Consider the following 15,416-nt stretch of genomic DNA (forward strand, 5'->3'; position numbering starts at 1 on the left):
AGCAAACAATGCTTGAAGAGATGGGAAAAGCGGCCCGCGCATCAGCCTATCGCGTGGCCGATCTGTCGACCGCAGAGAAAAACCAGGTCCTGATGACCATTGCCGATCGTCTGGAAAACGAAAGTGCCGATATCCTGGCCGCTAATGAACTGGATTTAGCCGATGCGCGCCAGAACGGCATGAGCGCAGCCCTGTTAGATCGGCTGACGCTGAATCCGCAGCGGCTGAGCGGCATCGCCAGCGACGTCCGTCAGGTCTGTCAGCTGGCCGATCCGGTCGGGCAGCTGATTGATGGCGGTCTGCTTGACAGCGGGCTGCGTATCGAGCGCCGCCGTGTGCCGCTCGGCGTGGTGGCGGTGATTTATGAAGCGCGCCCCAATGTGACGGTGGATGTCGCCAGCCTGTGCCTGAAAACCGGCAACGCGGCGATTTTGCGCGGCGGGAAAGAGACGTGGCGCACCAACGCCGCCACGGTGCGCGTTATCCAGAACGCCCTGCAGCAGCACGGCTTGCCGGCGGCGATTATCCAGGCGATTGAAAATCCCGATCGTGAACTGGTGAATCAGCTGCTCAGGCTGGATCGTTACGTTGATATGCTGATCCCGCGCGGCGGCGCGGCGCTGCACAAGCTGTGTCGTGAAAACTCCACCATTCCGGTGATCACCGGCGGCATCGGCGTCTGCCACATCTACATTGATGAAACCATGGAGATCGAACCGGCGCTTGAGGTGATTGTAAACGCCAAGAAACAGCGTCCCAGCGCCTGTAATTCGCTGGAGACCTTGCTGGTGGATCAGGCGATTGCCGACCGTTTTCTGCCCGCCTTCAGCGCTCGCATGGCGCAGGAAAATATTGTGCTGCACGCTGACAGCAACGTGCTGGCGCAGCTGCAACCGGGGCCGGCGCAGGTTAAACCGGTTAATCCGTCTCAGTATGATGATGAATGGCTGTCGCTGGATCTCAATGTGAAGCGGGTGGCGAATATGGATGAGGCGATCGATCACATCCGCACGCACGGCACTCAGCATTCCGATGCCATTCTGACCCGCAGCACCCGTAATGCTACCCGCTTTGTTCGTCAGGTGGATTCTTCAGCGGTCTACGTTAACGCCAGCACCCGCTTTACTGATGGCGGACAGTTTGGGCTGGGAGCGGAAGTTGCCGTCAGTACCCAGAAGCTGCACGCGCGTGGCCCGATGGGATTAGAGGCGCTGACCACCTACAAATGGATTGCCTGGGGCGACGACACCCTGCGGGCATAATCCCCCTCTTTTCTTTAACAAAACGGGAGTCTTTTTACAGACTCCCGTTTTTTTTATCGGTCAATTCCGGGCCATTCAAAGTTAGAGTTTCTCGCCTGTAAGATAATTTTCTGCCGCTGTCGGGTCGCTTCAGCGGAAAAAGCTGACTGAATTTCACGCAATTCCTTACGGAAGATTCCTGAAAGCCGGTGCTATACGCGGCCTGAGGCAATATTTTTTGTTCAGGCGCAAACGGCAGAGGATAATGATAATTAGAAATGCTTGATAAAGCGGTTAGGTAGTAAACGGACGGTAATATAAAATGAACTGGTAGCAATAATGAAAATAACATCCAGTACCTCCTCTATGGCTGATTATTAACTAATGGTTAAAAAAGAAAGTACAAGACAAGCTTTCACCGCCAGGCTGATTGCGGCCTGTGAGAGTGCCGGCATTGTCGGACATGGACGAAACAAACAGGTTGCTAAGGCCCTGCAACAGCAAGGCTGTAAGATTTCAACGCCGGGGGTGTGGAAGTGGTTTAACGCCCAGTCAGTGCCCGATGGAGGTAACCTGCTGGCCCTCAGCCAGCTGCTGGGCGTCCGGGTCGAGTGGTTGCAGTACGGTATGGATCATCCGGCTGAACCGGTGACGTTCAGCGCGCTGACCAGCCATAAAAACGTGTTTCGCGTTGATAGCCTCGATATCGGCCAGAAAAGCGCGGCAGGCGTGCCTGCGCGCGATGAGTTTGTCGAAACCATCCACGCGATCGAATATGGTCAGGATGAGGCGCGGGTGCTGTTCAATGGCCGCCCGGCAGAAAATATCCGCTTAATTGCCATCAACAGCGATTCGATGGCGGACACCTTCGCGCCCCGCGATCAGCTGTTTGTCGACATCAGCGTGCGGATGTTTGACGGTGACGGCATCTACATTTTCACGCTGGACGAGCAGCTCTACCTGAAACGCCTGCAGCTTCAGCATAAGAAAATAGCTGTTATATCAGACAATAAGCGCTACGAAACCTGGTATCTCAACCACGATGACGTGGCCAGCCTCAAGGTACTCGCCAAAGTCATCATGAGCCAGGCGCGAGACTATCAGATCCTCGGCTAAGCCCGTTGTCAGCGGTCCGGATCCGATTGCCTGCAAAAAAATAATCGACATAAATTCAAAAATTTAACCAGCGGTAAATAAAAAATTAACCAACAGTGTTTGATAAAGCATAAGAACCTGTTAATAATTTGAACATGGATGAACGAAGCAGTTCTTTCAGGGATGAGCCGCTCTTAAACAATTGAGGCGCTGCACAAGCGCGAATCAAACCACCCAAAAGTCAGTGAACTTTGGGATGGGGTGGATGCGCAAAATGCAGCGTCGTCAGATGCCGTTTATTCCCCTTCGCCTACTTTCCACCTGGCTGCTCACGCAGCCGGGCGGTGAGTGTGTGAGCGTGAATCGCGACATTCGGGCCCGTTCGGTTCGCCGAAAGCTCGCGCCTGCCACCCCATCGCCAAAGACTCATTCACAGGAGGAGTTATGGCGATAATTCACTATGGCAAAAGCGTTTTTATGGGCAACGCACGTACTCGTCGCCATCGGCGGCGCCAACCTCTCAGCAGCCTGAAACAGAGCATTGACCAGGCCCTGAACTTCCCACCGGAAACACCCACCCTGCGGCGAGCGGAACAAATCTGCCAGCGTCAGGTCACTCCGCGCGTGGATCGCGCTATCACCGCGCCACGCGCTAAAAATCAGGAAACGCCCAGTTTCGACAACTGCTGTCTGCCGCATGTGCATCTCTACGCAGTGCGCTGAATAGCGTCAGAAATCCCCCGTTTTACCCTCCGTTCTCCGTCCGTCACCTCCATTTTTAACTGGCCGCAATCCGGTTAATTACTGTTCAGTTTTGCTGCAGGGTTATCCCTCTCTGCGGCGGGCGTGGTGGTGGGTATTGATCAGCGGGCGTTATGTATTTTTTCACAGGGCTGAGTCGCTCTGACCCGTCATTGAGGAATCGTTATGAGCCAGATCATTGCAATGCTGAACTTTGAAGAGGGGTATGCCGACGTGCCTTATCTCGACACGCTGGGCTTCCCGACCGTCGCGGGCGGCATCCGCATCGGCCCGAAAGGGGCTTCGCTGAGTAACTATGCGTTTCGGGTGCCGCGACGCGTCGGAGATGTCTGGAAGCAGTGCATCGTGGAAGGCAAGGTGCAGGAGATGCAGAGCCGCGAGCTGCTGCGCAATGCGCTGGCGAAATGTAATGACGCCCGCACCGATGTGCTGCTGAGCATGGCTTATCAGCTGGGCGTCGATGGCGTCTTGCAGTTCAGAAACATGCTCAGCGCCATCACCAGTGAAAATTTCAACGAGGCGGCTGACGCCATGATGAACAGCCTGTGGGCGCGTCAGACGCCGGGCCGGGCCAGACGTCATGCCGAAGTCATGCGCAGCGGCACCTATGCCGTTTATCGGGGGCTGCTATGAGATGGCTCATGTTTCTCATCGCCGTGCTGACGGCGATCATTATTCTCCTGCTGCTTCAGCGCTTTACCACGCTGCAGTTTGTCTCCCATGCCCGTCTGTTATTCAAAACCTGGTCAGTCTGGCTTGCGTCGCTGGGATCAATGCTCAGCGCCTGGGCGCAATCCTTTCCCTCAGCGGCGGTGGATGCCTGGAACGTGCTGCCGGAAGACGTCAAATCGATACTGCCGCACAACTACCTCGGACTGGTCGGCGCCTTCATGGTGGCGATGGGGGTCATTGCCCAGTTTGTTCGTCAGAAAAACCTGCTGAATGAGAAGCAGCAGGCGGAGGTAACCAAATCATGACCCTGTTAACCACTTTACTCGGCGGCGGCTGGCACTGGATCGCGGCGCTGGCTGCGGTGATTGCGGCACTGGGCGCCAGTTATTTTGGCGGAAAGAAAATCGGCAAAGTGCAGCAAAAAGCCCGTTCTGACGTCGATAACGCGCAACAACAGGCGTCCCGCGTCGAAGCGGTCGCGCAGCAACAACAACGTAACCGTGAGGAGGCCAACCGTGTGGCGACTGACAATCACAACCTTGATGACGCTGCTGCTCGCGACAAGCTGCAGCAGTCGAAATACCACAAACCCTGAGCCGGTAGCGATAACCGATTCAGCCTGCGTGCTGTTTTCCCCTCTTTATACCTACGGCGATGACGCACAAAAGATGGACGTTCGCACCGTGCGCGCTATCAACACCCACAACGACATGTGGGACACCCTCTGCGGCCATCCGGCCACTGCTAAGTAACCTGCTGATAATCAGTGTTTTATCTAAGTAATCCTGAGGAGGATTCTATGATCGAAGTTAACTCTTTTGCTGAACTGCGCACCACAGTCCCGTCAAAATCAGGTGAAGTTGCGATTCTGAAACGCTATTACGATAAAGATTCCAGTTTTCGTGGCGGCGCGGATTTTGTCGGCTTTCTCAGCACCACCGTCCTGAAGGATGATGGCGGTACGGTGGCGATTGGCAACGGTTTTTACTGGAAACGCACCATTAACGATCCCACTGAAGTGAATATTCTGCACTTTGGCGCGAAAGGGGATGGCGTCACCGATGATACCGACGCGTTTAAGCGGATGCTGGCGTGGACCCAGACCTACAACACCTACGTCAAAGCATTGCCGGTACGTTTTCCCGGTGGCCGCTTCCTGATTTCACCCATCGATCTCAGCGACACGGAAATCCCGTTCTTTGGCCTGTTAGGCGACGATCTGGAGCTGGGCTCACTGCCGCGCACCACCATTGTTTCCGATAAAAGCGCCAATACCGTGTTTAAAGTAAAGGCCCGCCGTACCGCGATCAAAGGGATCGTCTGGAACGGGCAGGCCAGCGCCGATACCACTGCCAAAGTCACCATTTTACCCGAGCAGTGCAGCAACAATCAGCCATTCTTCGAAAATACCTGTATCGAAGGGCAAACCGTCAATATCAGCTGCTTCCGGGCGCAAAGCACCGGCGGCACGGTATTTAAACTGCAGGATACGCTCGACAGCAAGTTCGACCAGATCTACACCACCAGCACCTTCTCACGGGTGTTTGATGTTGGCTGGTCTAACTCGCCGAATGGCGTCTGGGATCACTCCACCGCTATTGAGTTAAGCAATGCCAACTTCCAGTCGGGTTATGGCGACGCCACGCTCTATATGCCGCGTATGACTCAGGGCATCCTGCGTAACGTCTGGATTGAGCATACCCGTAATCCCGGCGATCTGTCGGATGGCGGCTGGACCATCGATACGCTGAACATTGAAGATTGCGGTACGCCGCTCAATCTCAACAATGCCCGCGTCATCATGCGTCAGATCAACCTGCAGGCCGGGGCGAAAATCAGTAATGACCTGGCCGCCGGTAAATGGCTGTCGACCTTTGAATATGGTTATCGTCGTGATGAAAACCACGGCAGCTATTTAACCGGTTCGCTACGTGTCGGCTATTTCAGCGGATATAAGGTGGTGAACAATACCGATACTGATAACTGGTATCGGCTGGGGCAGCTCTATTTCCCGGCACCTAATCAGGCGTGGGTTATGGAACTGATCGGGAAAGCGGATACCACGACGCCCTCCGGCACGGCGGGATCGCCGGTAAACCTGCCGGGAACCGGCAGAACGCTGATTAATCTGCAGCGACTGGAGACGGTGTGGGCGGATGCCTATCACATGGGCCAGCCGTCGGTGATGGATATCCGTTACAACCGGGTCGGCACCACCTATGCGGTGGTCTGGGTTAAGCTGCGGGCCAACAGTGGCGAAACCATGTTCAACCTCAAAACCACCGGGCCGACCCGCTTCGATACCGGTTCCTGTTCGCTGTTCCAGTCCGATATGTCGGTGGTCACCGATATCACTAAAGTCGGGACGCTGAAACCGGCGGCACGCTTTGGTATGCATAACGGACTGGCGGGTATTGGTGCCAATGAAAAAGGGGTGGTGACGCTCGCCACGGCGGCGGGAACCCCGGCGAACAAAACGGCACCAACCGGGTTTGTGCTGATCAATATCAACGGCGTTGACCGTAAGGTTCCTTACTACGATTGATGATCGGCACTTTTTGGGCGAGGCGGCGGCCTCGCCCTTTTTTGTCTGAAACTCGCCCACCGCGGTCTCATTCTGGCATGAGGTGGTGCGAAAATCCGCAGTTGAATGGCCGCTCTCTTGACGCATTTCCGCTTTTTTTCTAAGGTATTTCCTCGCTAATCCCACCCGTTTGCCGGTATAGCTCAGTTGGTAGAGCAGCGCATTCGTAATGCGAAGGTCGGAGGTTCGACTCCTCTTACCGGCACCAGTTATATCAGTCAGTTACCTTCCAGCCGTATCTTCCCTTTTATCCCCTACAACCGATCGTCAACAGCCGTTCTCCTGCTTCTATTAAGGAGGCCATAAAAATTGCAGCCAGATGTAATATTCAGCCTGACCGCCCGTGCTGGCTCTCAGCCCGTGGCGCTGATGGAGTGATGCAGTGATGTACCGGACGACCATCGGCCGACGTCTGAAGCATCCTGAACGAGGAAACGGAGATGAAAAAAATTCTGCTGGCTGCTGCCCTGACGATGGGGTCATTTCTTGCGAATGCAGCTGACAAGCCTTACCTGTTTGATTTTATTCAGGCTAAAGAGAGTGGGGCGGCTTATAACAGGCTGGTTGAGCGCTACAGGTTGCCCGCATGGGTCAGAAATGGCGGGACCAGCTTTCCGGCCGATGAGGTCGTGATGAAAGGCGTGAAGTATCAGGTTCTTTCCGGTTGTAAGCCTCATCACTGCCCGGTGCAATCTATCGCCATCCTTTATTCACCTGATAACGGGGCGATTCATGGTCTCTTCTCTGAGTACGATACGAAAAGCGACTAACGGGGCGATTCATGGTCTCTTCTCTGAGTACGATACGAAAAGCGACCGCCAGACGCTCAGCTGGATGAACTTTAATCCGACCGATTCTGCAGAGATGCGCAGCATTCTGTTTAACCGATTGAATGGTGGCGCTTCACACTGAGGCGCCTGCGGGCCCGTTGCGACCAAGCTGGCGGCGATTCAATTAAGGGTTACTGACGATTAATTTGAATTGCTGCTTGCGTCACCCGGCGAAGTGTGGCCTAATGAATCGTCGGTTTGATTAACAGACACTATCAAAGTAAGTATCCAAAGCAGTTCTCATCTCTAAGTTTGTCGCGAGACATCCCTTCTTTTTGAGTCTTCTCTTACGTTCTGATTAAAATCTGTTCTCAGGCCATTATGCCGGAAGGCTCGATATATTAAGGATTTAAGCATGTCTAACAAAATTCGCGGTACCGTTAAGTGGTTTAACGCAGAGAAAGGCTTCGGTTTCATCTCTCCTCAGGACGGCAGCAAAGATGTATTCGTACATTTCTCTGCAATCCAGGGCACTGATTTCCGTTCATTAGATGAAGGTCAACAAGTTGAGTTTACAGTAGAAAATGGCGCCAAAGGCCCAGCTGCTGCGAACGTTGTTGGTCTCTAAGGACTGAAAATTACATTTAAATGTCCTCACTGTAATGGCTCACAGTTTCGTACATCACACTTTGATGTTACAAGAGCCAATCCGCATGGAGCGAAATGCATTTTCTGCAAATCTGTCGTTGTTCAGGTGAACGCGGCGAGGATTGCACTTCAGAACCAGCCTCGCGCTTTCTGATTTAAGGCTAACTGAGCTTTATAGCGTTGTTGCATTGACTGTAATGAAAGGCTGCCACTGGCAGCCTTTTTTGTTTCTGTCATTCTGCTTCTGCTTCTGCTTCTGCTTCTGCTTCTGCTTCTGCTTCTTCTTCCTCTGATGTTCCCGCTATTCCGTTTCTTACTCATGGCTCCGCGGGTTGCTGGCGAAAGCCCTGACGTCATCGCTTCTCAATGCCACCGATATTAACGCCAGTTCAGGCACTCATCCGGCCACAACGCGGCGGGATAACATCGTCACGGCCCGCCGAAGCAGGCCGCTGGATAGTGATCAGAAACCGACTATCACGCTGTGTGCGCAGCATTCAGCGAGAGCTGTCCAACTTTAAACACGCTCATCGCCTGCGCCATCCGCTCAGCCTGATCCTGCAACGCCTGTGAGGCCGCGGACGCTTCCTGCACCAGCGCGGCATTTTGCTGCGTCACCGCTTCCATCTGGGTAATCGCCATGTTGATCTCACTGATGCCGCTGCTCTGCTCGCTGCTGGCGATGGTGATTTCACTCATGATGTTTGCCACGCTCTGTACGCTGTTGACCACTTCGCCGATAGTTGAGCCAGCGTGAGTCACCAGTTTGCTGCCTTCATCCACCTTCGCTACTGAATCTTCAATCAGCACTTTGATCTCTTTGGCGGCAGAGGCCGAACGCTGCGCCAGATTGCGCACTTCAGAGGCAACTACCGCAAAACCCCGTCCCTGTTCACCGGCACGCGCTGCTTCGACGGCGGCGTTGAGTGACAGAATGTTGGTCTGGAAGGCGATGGAATCGATCACGCTGATAATATCGACAATTTTCTTCGACGACAGGGCAATGGCCTCCATCTTCTCGATCACCTGCTCCATCACCACGCCACCTTCGCGCGCGACGCTGGAGGTACTCGCCACCAGCTGGTTAGCTTCACGGGCGTTATCGGCGTTGTGCTTCACGGTTGAGGTCATCTGCTCCATCGCAGATGCGGTCTCTTCCAGCGAACTGGCCTGCTGCTCGGTACGGGTCGAGAGATCAAGATTGCCGCTGGAAATCTGGTTCGACGCCACCGCAATGGTATCGGAACCGGTACGCACTTCCGTCACGATGGAGAGCAGGTTATCATTCATCTGTTGCAGCGCCTGCATCAGCACGCCGGTTTCGTCGCGTGACGTCACCTGAATTTTTGAGCTCAGATCGCCAGCAGCAACGCGTTCGGCCACATCCACCGCGGCCACCAGCGGGCGCACGATCGAACGCGTCAGGAAAATACCCAGCATGATGGAGGCCAGAATCGCCAGCGCAGAGAAAATCAGCGTGATGGTGATAGCCGACTCACCATTCGCCACAATGCTCTGACCTTCACCGCGCAGCTGAGCATCCTGAGAATTGGCAAAAGCGACAGCATCATCAAGGAATTTGTTCTGGGTCGCGGTCATCGATTTCAGTACATAAGCGCTGGCCGCATCGAAATTGCCGCTTTTCACCAGCGTAATCAACTCCGCTTTAACCTTTTCAAACGCTTCAGCAGAAGCCAGCAAACCGGCAATTTTTTTCTTACCGACCGCGGTAACCTGAATATCAGCGATCTTTTTCATTGCGACGTTAGTCCGCTGAGTGGCTTCATCCAGCTGACCATAACGTTTCACGTTCATTTCCGGACGGTTGGTGTCGATCACGATGCCGCGCAGGTATTTGATCTGATCGTTGACACCATCGCGCACATCAAATGCCAGTCGCACTTTTACGTACCGATCGTCAACGATCGAGGCAATGGCGGTGTTAATGCTGTTAATTTTGGTTATGGATGTCACACCAATAACTATCAGTAACGTCACAACAATACCGAAGGCTGCGCCGAGCCGCATACCCACCTTCATATTCCTGATACTGACCATGTTCTTTTCCCCGTTTTATTATTTATCACTCTGTTATCAGCAATCAGATTCCTTGCTGCTGTGCGCGATTCCACTGCTGTGCCCGGCGTCGTGGCGCCGAAAAAAAGGTGATCCCGCGCACACTGTTATCGGAGCGTTAAGCTTTACCTTTAATTTTTTTGAAGTAACAGGCAGGGAAAAGCGCACCATTAATCGCCTGGATTAATCGTGTTTAACAAAACCGTCCCGATAAAAGAGGAAAGCCGGATGGGATCGGCTGGGCTGACAGCCATGACACTGGCAGCCTGAACCGTCAGGGAGATGAAAGATTAGAAAACTAAAAAATAGAGGCCGACCCAGAACAGAATGCTAAGGGTCACTGCGCTGATCCAGGCAAGCTGACGTAAACGGCCACGCAGCACGTTTTGACGGGAGGTAACAGGTAAGGTTTCGCTGTGCATGGGTAAATTCCTGGCTAAAGAGTAAAGACGCAGTACGAAACAGACCAGAGCGGCAGACCGATGCTGAAACGCCTCAATCTGCCTTTTGCTTAGCGGGCTGCTTCGAGAACGTTAAAAATCACATCAGAGAGTTCGTTTAATTCGAATTTAGCGACATATCCGTCGGCACCCACTTTGCGTACGTGGTCTTCATTGGCGCTGCCTGACAGTGAAGAGTGGATCACCACCGGCAGACGCTTCAGTACTTCGTCACGCTTAATGTTGCGGGTCAGGGTGAAGCCATCCATCTCTGGCATTTCCAGGTCGGTCAGCACAAAGGCAATTTTGTCGTGAATCGACTCGCCCGCTGCCTGCGCTTCCTGACTCATCAGCTTGAGCTTTTCCCATGCTTCCAGGCCGGTATTGAACATCAGCGACGGGATGCCCATGCTCTTCAGGCCCTGTTCCAGCAGCTGACGCGCCACTTTGGAATCTTCCGCCACAATGGCGACGGCGCCAGGGCGATAGTTAAATTCACGCGCTTTGGTTGCTTCCGGTTCCACACCGCGAACAGAAGGAATGATGTCATACAGAATCTGTTCAACATCCAGCACCATCGCCAGATCGTTACTCTGTTTGTCACTGTCGAGACAGGCAATGCTGGTGATGTTGCGACCACCGATACCGGCTTCTGCGGTATGTACCTGGCTCCAGTCGAGGCGCACGATGTTTTCCACCGACTCCACCGCGAAGGCCTGCGTGTTACGCGCATACTCGGTGACCAGCAGCAGATTCAGGCCGGTCTCCGGCACGCAGCCGGCAACCGCCGGCAGATCGATAACCGGAATGAACTGACCGCGAATGCTGGCCATACCCAGCAGCGGTGAACGCATCCCGGCGGCTTTGGTGATGGCGGGCATCGGCACAATTTCACGCAGCTTGAAGACGTTAATGCCAAACAGTTCTGACTTGCCTTTCAACTGGTCGGAGCCTAAGCGAAACAGCAGCAGTTCAAATTTGTTCGATAACGCGAGGTTTGCTCTCTCATCAATCTCTTTTTGAAAATTATCCATCGTTGCCTCTGCATTAACGCAGCTGGTGAAATAGGGTGTGAACAGGTTATCGGCAGCAAAAGGAAAAAGGTGAGAACAGAAGGGTGAAATAAAACGGACGCCAATTATTGTGCCAGGCTTATCGGTGAAGGTTCGACATGGACACCTTTCCAATACAGGAGTGTGAAATGAAAAAAGTAATTTTAGCGTCGCTGTTGGTGGTAATGAGTGCTGGCGTGTATGCCGAAGAGGGGGGATACAAAGCGGGTGAAGCACCGCCGCCGCAGCATAAAGAGGATGCAGGCTATAAGGGATCGGAAGATACCGGGCAGACTCATATCAACCAGATTCGCGATTTCCGTCAGGGCGGATACGTGACGCTGGAAGGTTATATCGTAAAGAAACAGCAGGGTGATACCTATCAGTTCCGCGATAATACCGGCACATTACCGATCATTGCGCCGAAGAAAACCTTTGATGGTAAAACCTACAGCGCTGAGGACAAAGTACGCGTCAGCGGCAAGGTGCAGGGTAAAGGGGACAAAACCACGCTGCACGTCACGCAGATTGACGAGCCATAATAAACCGGGCGAGGCGTCAGCCTCGCCCTGAATATTAATCCTTCAGCAGAATCGCCCGGCAGGTTTTGCCTTTGATTTTCCCCTGCTTCAGCTTCACCAGTGCGCCTTTCGCCTGCGCGGCATCAATCGCGACGTAGGCGTGAGTCGGCGTCAGCACAATCTTACCGATCTGCTCAGCGCGATAGCCCGCTTCACCGGTCAGTGCGCCAAGGATATCCCCCGGACGGATCTTGGCTTTGCGGCCACCATCAATGCACAGGGTCATCATCGCGGCAGGCAAGGGTTTGCTGTTGCCCTTTTTCACAGTGTTGGCGGCGATCCACGGCAGTTTCTGCTGCAGGAAATCTTCCAGCGCATGGGCGCGTGCCATCTCATCGGCCGCAACCAGGCTGACCGCGACGCCGTGCTCGCCGGCGCGGGCGGTACGGCCAATGCGGTGCAGATGCACTTCCGGGTCCCAGGCCAGCTGATAGTTCACCACCATCGCCAGCGATTTGATGTCGAGACCACGGGCGGCCACGTCGGTGGCGACCAGTACCCGGCCGCTGCCGTTGGCGAAGCGGATCAGCACCCGCTCACGATCGCGCTGCTCAAGATCGCCATGCAGCGGCAGGGCGCTGATATCACGCGCGTTCAGCGCTGCAGCAATCTCATCGCATTCGCGACGGGTGTTACAGAAGACGACGCATGAGGCGGGCTGGCGCTCGCTCAGCAGGGCGATCAGCAGCGCTAATTTTTCACCGTGACTGGCCTCAATGAACTGCTGTTCAATCGACGGCAGTTCGCTGACTTCTTCCGTCACCACGCTCAGCGCATCGCGCTGGAAGCGGCTGCTGATGGCGGCAATGCCCTCGGGCCAGGTGGCGGAAAACAGCAGCGTCTGGCGTGACGCTGGCGTCGCCTCAATAATGGTTTCCATGTCGTCGCGGAAACCCATCTCCAGCATCCGGTCAGCTTCATCCAGCACCAGCGTACGCAGCTGTTCCAGCTTCAGGTTTTCACGCTTGATGTGGTCCAGAATACGACCCGGCGTACCGACCACAATATGCGGCGGATGCACCAGCGAATCACGCTGGGCGCTCATCGGCTGGCCGCCACACAGGGTCAGAACTTTAATGTTACGGGTGAAGCGTGCCAGCTGACGCAGCACGTTGCCGACCTGATCCGCCAGTTCACGGGTCGGGCAGAGAATCAGCGCCTGGGTCTGAAACCGGGCGCTGTCGATATGGTGCAGTAAGCCAATACCAAAGGCGGCGGTTTTTCCGCTGCCGGTTTTTGCCTGCGCGCGCACGTCACGACCCTGCAAAATGGCGGGCAGCGTGGCGGCCTGAACCGGCGTCATGCTGGTATAGCCCATCTCGCGCAGGTTATCGAGCTGGCTGTCGGGAAGGGTATTGAGGGTAGAAAAAGCGGTCACGGGCGCGGCCTCTGAGGCTAATAGTGAAGGGCAGTATTGCGCGCGCAAGTCTGGCAGAAAGCCGGGCTGACGGCAACGGGAACCTTGAGGTTAGCAGTATGAAACAATTTATGGCGGAACGACTAAAAATTAGCCGAAGTGGGGCTGAAATTGGTGGTTTTTTTTAATCCTTTATCGCTGGTGAAAGAACGACCTGCCGTTACGGTTATCCATCAAGGCCAGTTATTAGTTTATAACTCACCGTTTTTAAAACTTTATTTCATTGTTAATCAGATAACTCCTTAATAGTGACTCCAGTAAAAGAATTAATCATTAAAAAATATCACCCTTAATGCCGATAAAAATCTGGCGCTAATTGCTTTATATTTAGCGCGCCATATTCCTGGTACAACGACCGGTAGAGGGTATTTTCATTGAGTAATAGCATCCAGGGACCACATGAGAATGTGCTTAAAATAGTAGGCCGCGCCGTACTGACACTGCACGTTCATGGAGAGAGCTTATCAGCCGATAAGATCGCTTCAATGATCGGCTGTTATGCGGAAGATGAGCCCTGTGATCAGGAAGATCGTCGCTTATATGCGCTGGCAATGGAATTAATGTCGAATGATAAATGGGCTAAAACCGCCTGACGGTTTGGTCCATTCAGGTAAATGCAGAGCCTCCGATTCGGAGGCTCTGTTGTTTCAGGCAGAGGCCAGCGCAAAGACCGGCTTGCCGCGCGAAAAGGTCGCCACCACCGGTGAAATGCGGGCCACCGCTTCAGCAGAACAGCTTGCTGCAACCAGCATCATGCTGGCTTCATCACCCGATTTCGGCCACTGACGCTCGCCGGTCGCTGACAATGGCAGTTGATTAGCGGTGGCAATGGACAGCGCCCGTGACAGCGAAAACTCATCCGATCCCCGATAAAGCTGCGCGTACAGATTCGCTTTCTCCAGCATGCTGCCGGTGCCAAACGGCGACCAGTGATCGATCACGCTGTCGGTCCCGGTCATGACGTGAATGCCAGCCGCCTGTAACTGCGGAATCGGCATGGTGAGTTTACCGATCGGCAAAGTCGAGGCGACGCTGAACTGCTGCTCAGCCAGCCCCTCTATCATCCTGTCCAGCGCGCTGCCCTCCAGCGTGGCCAGCGCAAAACCGTGGCTCAGCGTCACTTTGCCCTTCAGCGCCGGGTTGCGGGCCACGGTATCGATCATGTACTGAATCGCGGCCACGCCGGCCGCGGACGTTTCATGCAGGTGAATATCGACGCCGCGCTGATAGTCGAGTGCTATCAGGAACATCGCATCCAGTGACTTTTCCATTGCGCCATCCGCATTAGTGGGATCGAGGCCGCCGACATACTGAACGCCGCGCTGCATCGCTTCGCGCATCAGGCCATCGACCTGAGAATGCAGCAATCCATGCTGCGGAAACGCCACGATTTCGCAGGGAAAATTGGGGTGATTCGCCAGCGCGGCCTGCAGATGATCGAGGCTTTGCAGACCACTGACCGGATCGATATTGCAGTGGCTGCGGGCGCGGGTGGTGCCTTTGGCGTGTAGCAGCGCAATCAGGGCCTCGGCACGTGCCTGAGAATGTGGCAGCAACTGCGGGATCAGCACCTGTTCCCGGGCGATCATATCCATGATGGTTTTGCCCTGACGCGGACGCGGTGCCTGCCACGGGCCGCCATAAAAGGTCTTATCAAGATGGATATGCATATCCTGGGTCGAAGGCAGCAGCAGCGCGCCCTCTGCATCCCACGCCGGTAACGTGCCGTCGCCCTGGCCTGCGGGTTGCAGTCGATCGATTTTTCCGTTCCGCACGCTGATGTCATACAGCGCAGTCCGGGTGGCAATAATCTCATCGCCCTCGCGTTCAAATCCTTCTTCCAGCCGCACATTACGCAGCAGGTAGTGATCCTTTTGCGGCAGGGCAGCGGCGCGGTCGGCAACAGGGGATACGACGCGGGTCGCCACGCTGGCCTGGCTCAGGCCTGCGGCCAGTAAACCACCGGCTGCGGTCCAGCGTACGCTCTGGCCGAGGAAGTCACGACGGCTCGGAGAAGGGGAAGTGGGCATCAGAGGCTCCTGCAAAATGAACAAGACCCTAATCTGACAAACGGCAGC

17 protein-coding genes and 1 tRNA gene are annotated in these 15,416 nt (G+C 54.6%); 13 read left to right on the forward strand and 5 right to left on the reverse strand.

Annotation, left to right across the window (positions count from 1 at the left end):
* The first annotated feature begins 8 nt into the window (after positions 1-8).
* The 11 genes from proA (at position 9) to ymcF (ending at position 7,926) form a co-directional block, all read left to right on the forward strand.
* A complete protein-coding gene (gene proA / locus ACX3P5_RS03645; protein WP_458968298.1) occupies positions 9-1,262 on the forward strand; it encodes a glutamate-5-semialdehyde dehydrogenase in 1,254 nt (417 codons plus the stop codon).
* 363 nt (positions 1,263-1,625) lie between these two features.
* Positions 1,626-2,357, forward strand: a complete 732-nt coding sequence (locus tag ACX3P5_RS03650; RefSeq protein ID WP_233985189.1) for a S24 family peptidase — start codon at positions 1,626-1,628, stop codon at positions 2,355-2,357.
* 423 nt (positions 2,358-2,780) lie between these two features.
* The gene (locus ACX3P5_RS03655; protein ID WP_031374992.1) at positions 2,781-3,059 is read left to right on the forward strand and encodes a transcriptional antitermination N peptide; all 279 of its coding nucleotides are present in this window, start codon (positions 2,781-2,783) and stop codon (positions 3,057-3,059) included.
* Between the two features lie 204 nt (positions 3,060-3,263).
* Complete coding sequence (locus tag ACX3P5_RS03660) at positions 3,264-3,731, forward strand: lysozyme family protein (RefSeq protein WP_233985188.1); 468 nt, start codon at positions 3,264-3,266, stop codon at positions 3,729-3,731.
* On the forward strand, positions 3,728-4,075 hold the full coding sequence (locus ACX3P5_RS03665; RefSeq protein WP_233985187.1) for a DUF7940 domain-containing protein: 348 nt from the start codon (positions 3,728-3,730) through the stop codon (positions 4,073-4,075). Before ACX3P5_RS03660 ends, ACX3P5_RS03665 begins: the two co-directional genes overlap by 4 nt.
* A complete protein-coding gene (locus ACX3P5_RS03670) occupies positions 4,072-4,365 on the forward strand; it encodes a hypothetical protein (RefSeq protein ID WP_233985186.1) in 294 nt (97 codons plus the stop codon). Before ACX3P5_RS03665 ends, ACX3P5_RS03670 begins: the two co-directional genes overlap by 4 nt.
* Positions 4,366-4,569: 204 nt before the next feature.
* On the forward strand, positions 4,570-6,315 hold the full coding sequence (locus ACX3P5_RS03675) for a glycosyl hydrolase family 28-related protein (protein WP_233985185.1): 1,746 nt from the start codon (positions 4,570-4,572) through the stop codon (positions 6,313-6,315).
* A 171-nt stretch (positions 6,316-6,486) separates the two neighbouring features.
* Positions 6,487-6,562, forward strand: a tRNA-Thr gene (locus ACX3P5_RS03680).
* Positions 6,563-6,794: 232 nt separating this feature from the next.
* Positions 6,795-7,124, forward strand: a complete 330-nt coding sequence (locus ACX3P5_RS03685; RefSeq protein ID WP_458968299.1) for an Ivy family c-type lysozyme inhibitor — start codon at positions 6,795-6,797, stop codon at positions 7,122-7,124.
* 415 nt (positions 7,125-7,539) lie between these two features.
* Positions 7,540-7,752, forward strand: a complete 213-nt coding sequence (gene cspE, locus ACX3P5_RS03690; RefSeq protein WP_009091867.1) for a transcription antiterminator/RNA stability regulator CspE — start codon at positions 7,540-7,542, stop codon at positions 7,750-7,752.
* A gap of 3 nt (positions 7,753-7,755) precedes the next feature.
* The gene (ymcF, locus tag ACX3P5_RS03695; protein ID WP_143807302.1) at positions 7,756-7,926 is read left to right on the forward strand and encodes a cold shock small protein YmcF; all 171 of its coding nucleotides are present in this window, start codon (positions 7,756-7,758) and stop codon (positions 7,924-7,926) included.
* A 323-nt stretch (positions 7,927-8,249) separates the two neighbouring features.
* On the opposite strand, the gene ACX3P5_RS03700 is transcribed toward ymcF, so the two are convergent.
* From ACX3P5_RS03700 to ACX3P5_RS03710, 3 genes are all read right to left on the reverse strand, one after another.
* Positions 8,250-9,830 (reverse strand): methyl-accepting chemotaxis protein, encoded by a 1,581-nt coding sequence (locus ACX3P5_RS03700; protein ID WP_458968300.1) that lies wholly within the window; start codon positions 9,828-9,830, stop codon positions 8,250-8,252.
* Positions 9,831-10,138: 308 nt separating this feature from the next.
* Positions 10,139-10,270 carry a hypothetical protein gene (locus tag ACX3P5_RS03705; RefSeq protein WP_336754766.1) on the reverse strand — a complete coding sequence of 44 codons (132 nt, stop codon included), beginning with the start codon at positions 10,268-10,270 and terminating at the stop codon, positions 10,139-10,141.
* Positions 10,271-10,359: 89 nt separating this feature from the next.
* Entirely contained in the window at positions 10,360-11,322 is a 963-nt protein-coding gene (locus tag ACX3P5_RS03710) for a chemotaxis protein (RefSeq protein WP_336754767.1), read from the reverse strand.
* A gap of 167 nt (positions 11,323-11,489) precedes the next feature.
* Here ACX3P5_RS03710 and ACX3P5_RS03715 point away from each other — a divergent pair, with 167 nt between their 5' ends.
* Positions 11,490-11,882, forward strand: coding sequence for a YgiW/YdeI family stress tolerance OB fold protein (locus ACX3P5_RS03715; protein WP_233985181.1), 393 nt, complete (start codon positions 11,490-11,492; stop codon positions 11,880-11,882).
* A 34-nt stretch (positions 11,883-11,916) separates the two neighbouring features.
* Here ACX3P5_RS03715 and dbpA read toward each other — a convergent pair whose 3' ends face one another.
* A complete protein-coding gene (gene dbpA, locus ACX3P5_RS03720) occupies positions 11,917-13,299 on the reverse strand; it encodes an ATP-dependent RNA helicase DbpA (RefSeq protein ID WP_458968301.1) in 1,383 nt (460 codons plus the stop codon).
* Positions 13,300-13,712: 413 nt separating this feature from the next.
* On the opposite strand from dbpA, the gene ACX3P5_RS03725 reads away from it, so the two are divergent.
* Positions 13,713-13,931, forward strand: a complete 219-nt coding sequence (locus tag ACX3P5_RS03725; protein WP_031375001.1) for a hypothetical protein — start codon at positions 13,713-13,715, stop codon at positions 13,929-13,931.
* A 54-nt stretch (positions 13,932-13,985) separates the two neighbouring features.
* Here ACX3P5_RS03725 and ACX3P5_RS03730 read toward each other — a convergent pair whose 3' ends face one another.
* Positions 13,986-15,368, reverse strand: coding sequence for an amidohydrolase (locus ACX3P5_RS03730; RefSeq protein ID WP_458968302.1), 1,383 nt, complete (start codon positions 15,366-15,368; stop codon positions 13,986-13,988).
* Positions 15,369-15,416: the final 48 nt, after the last annotated feature.

Source organism: Pantoea sp. S-LA4, assembly GCF_054482835.1.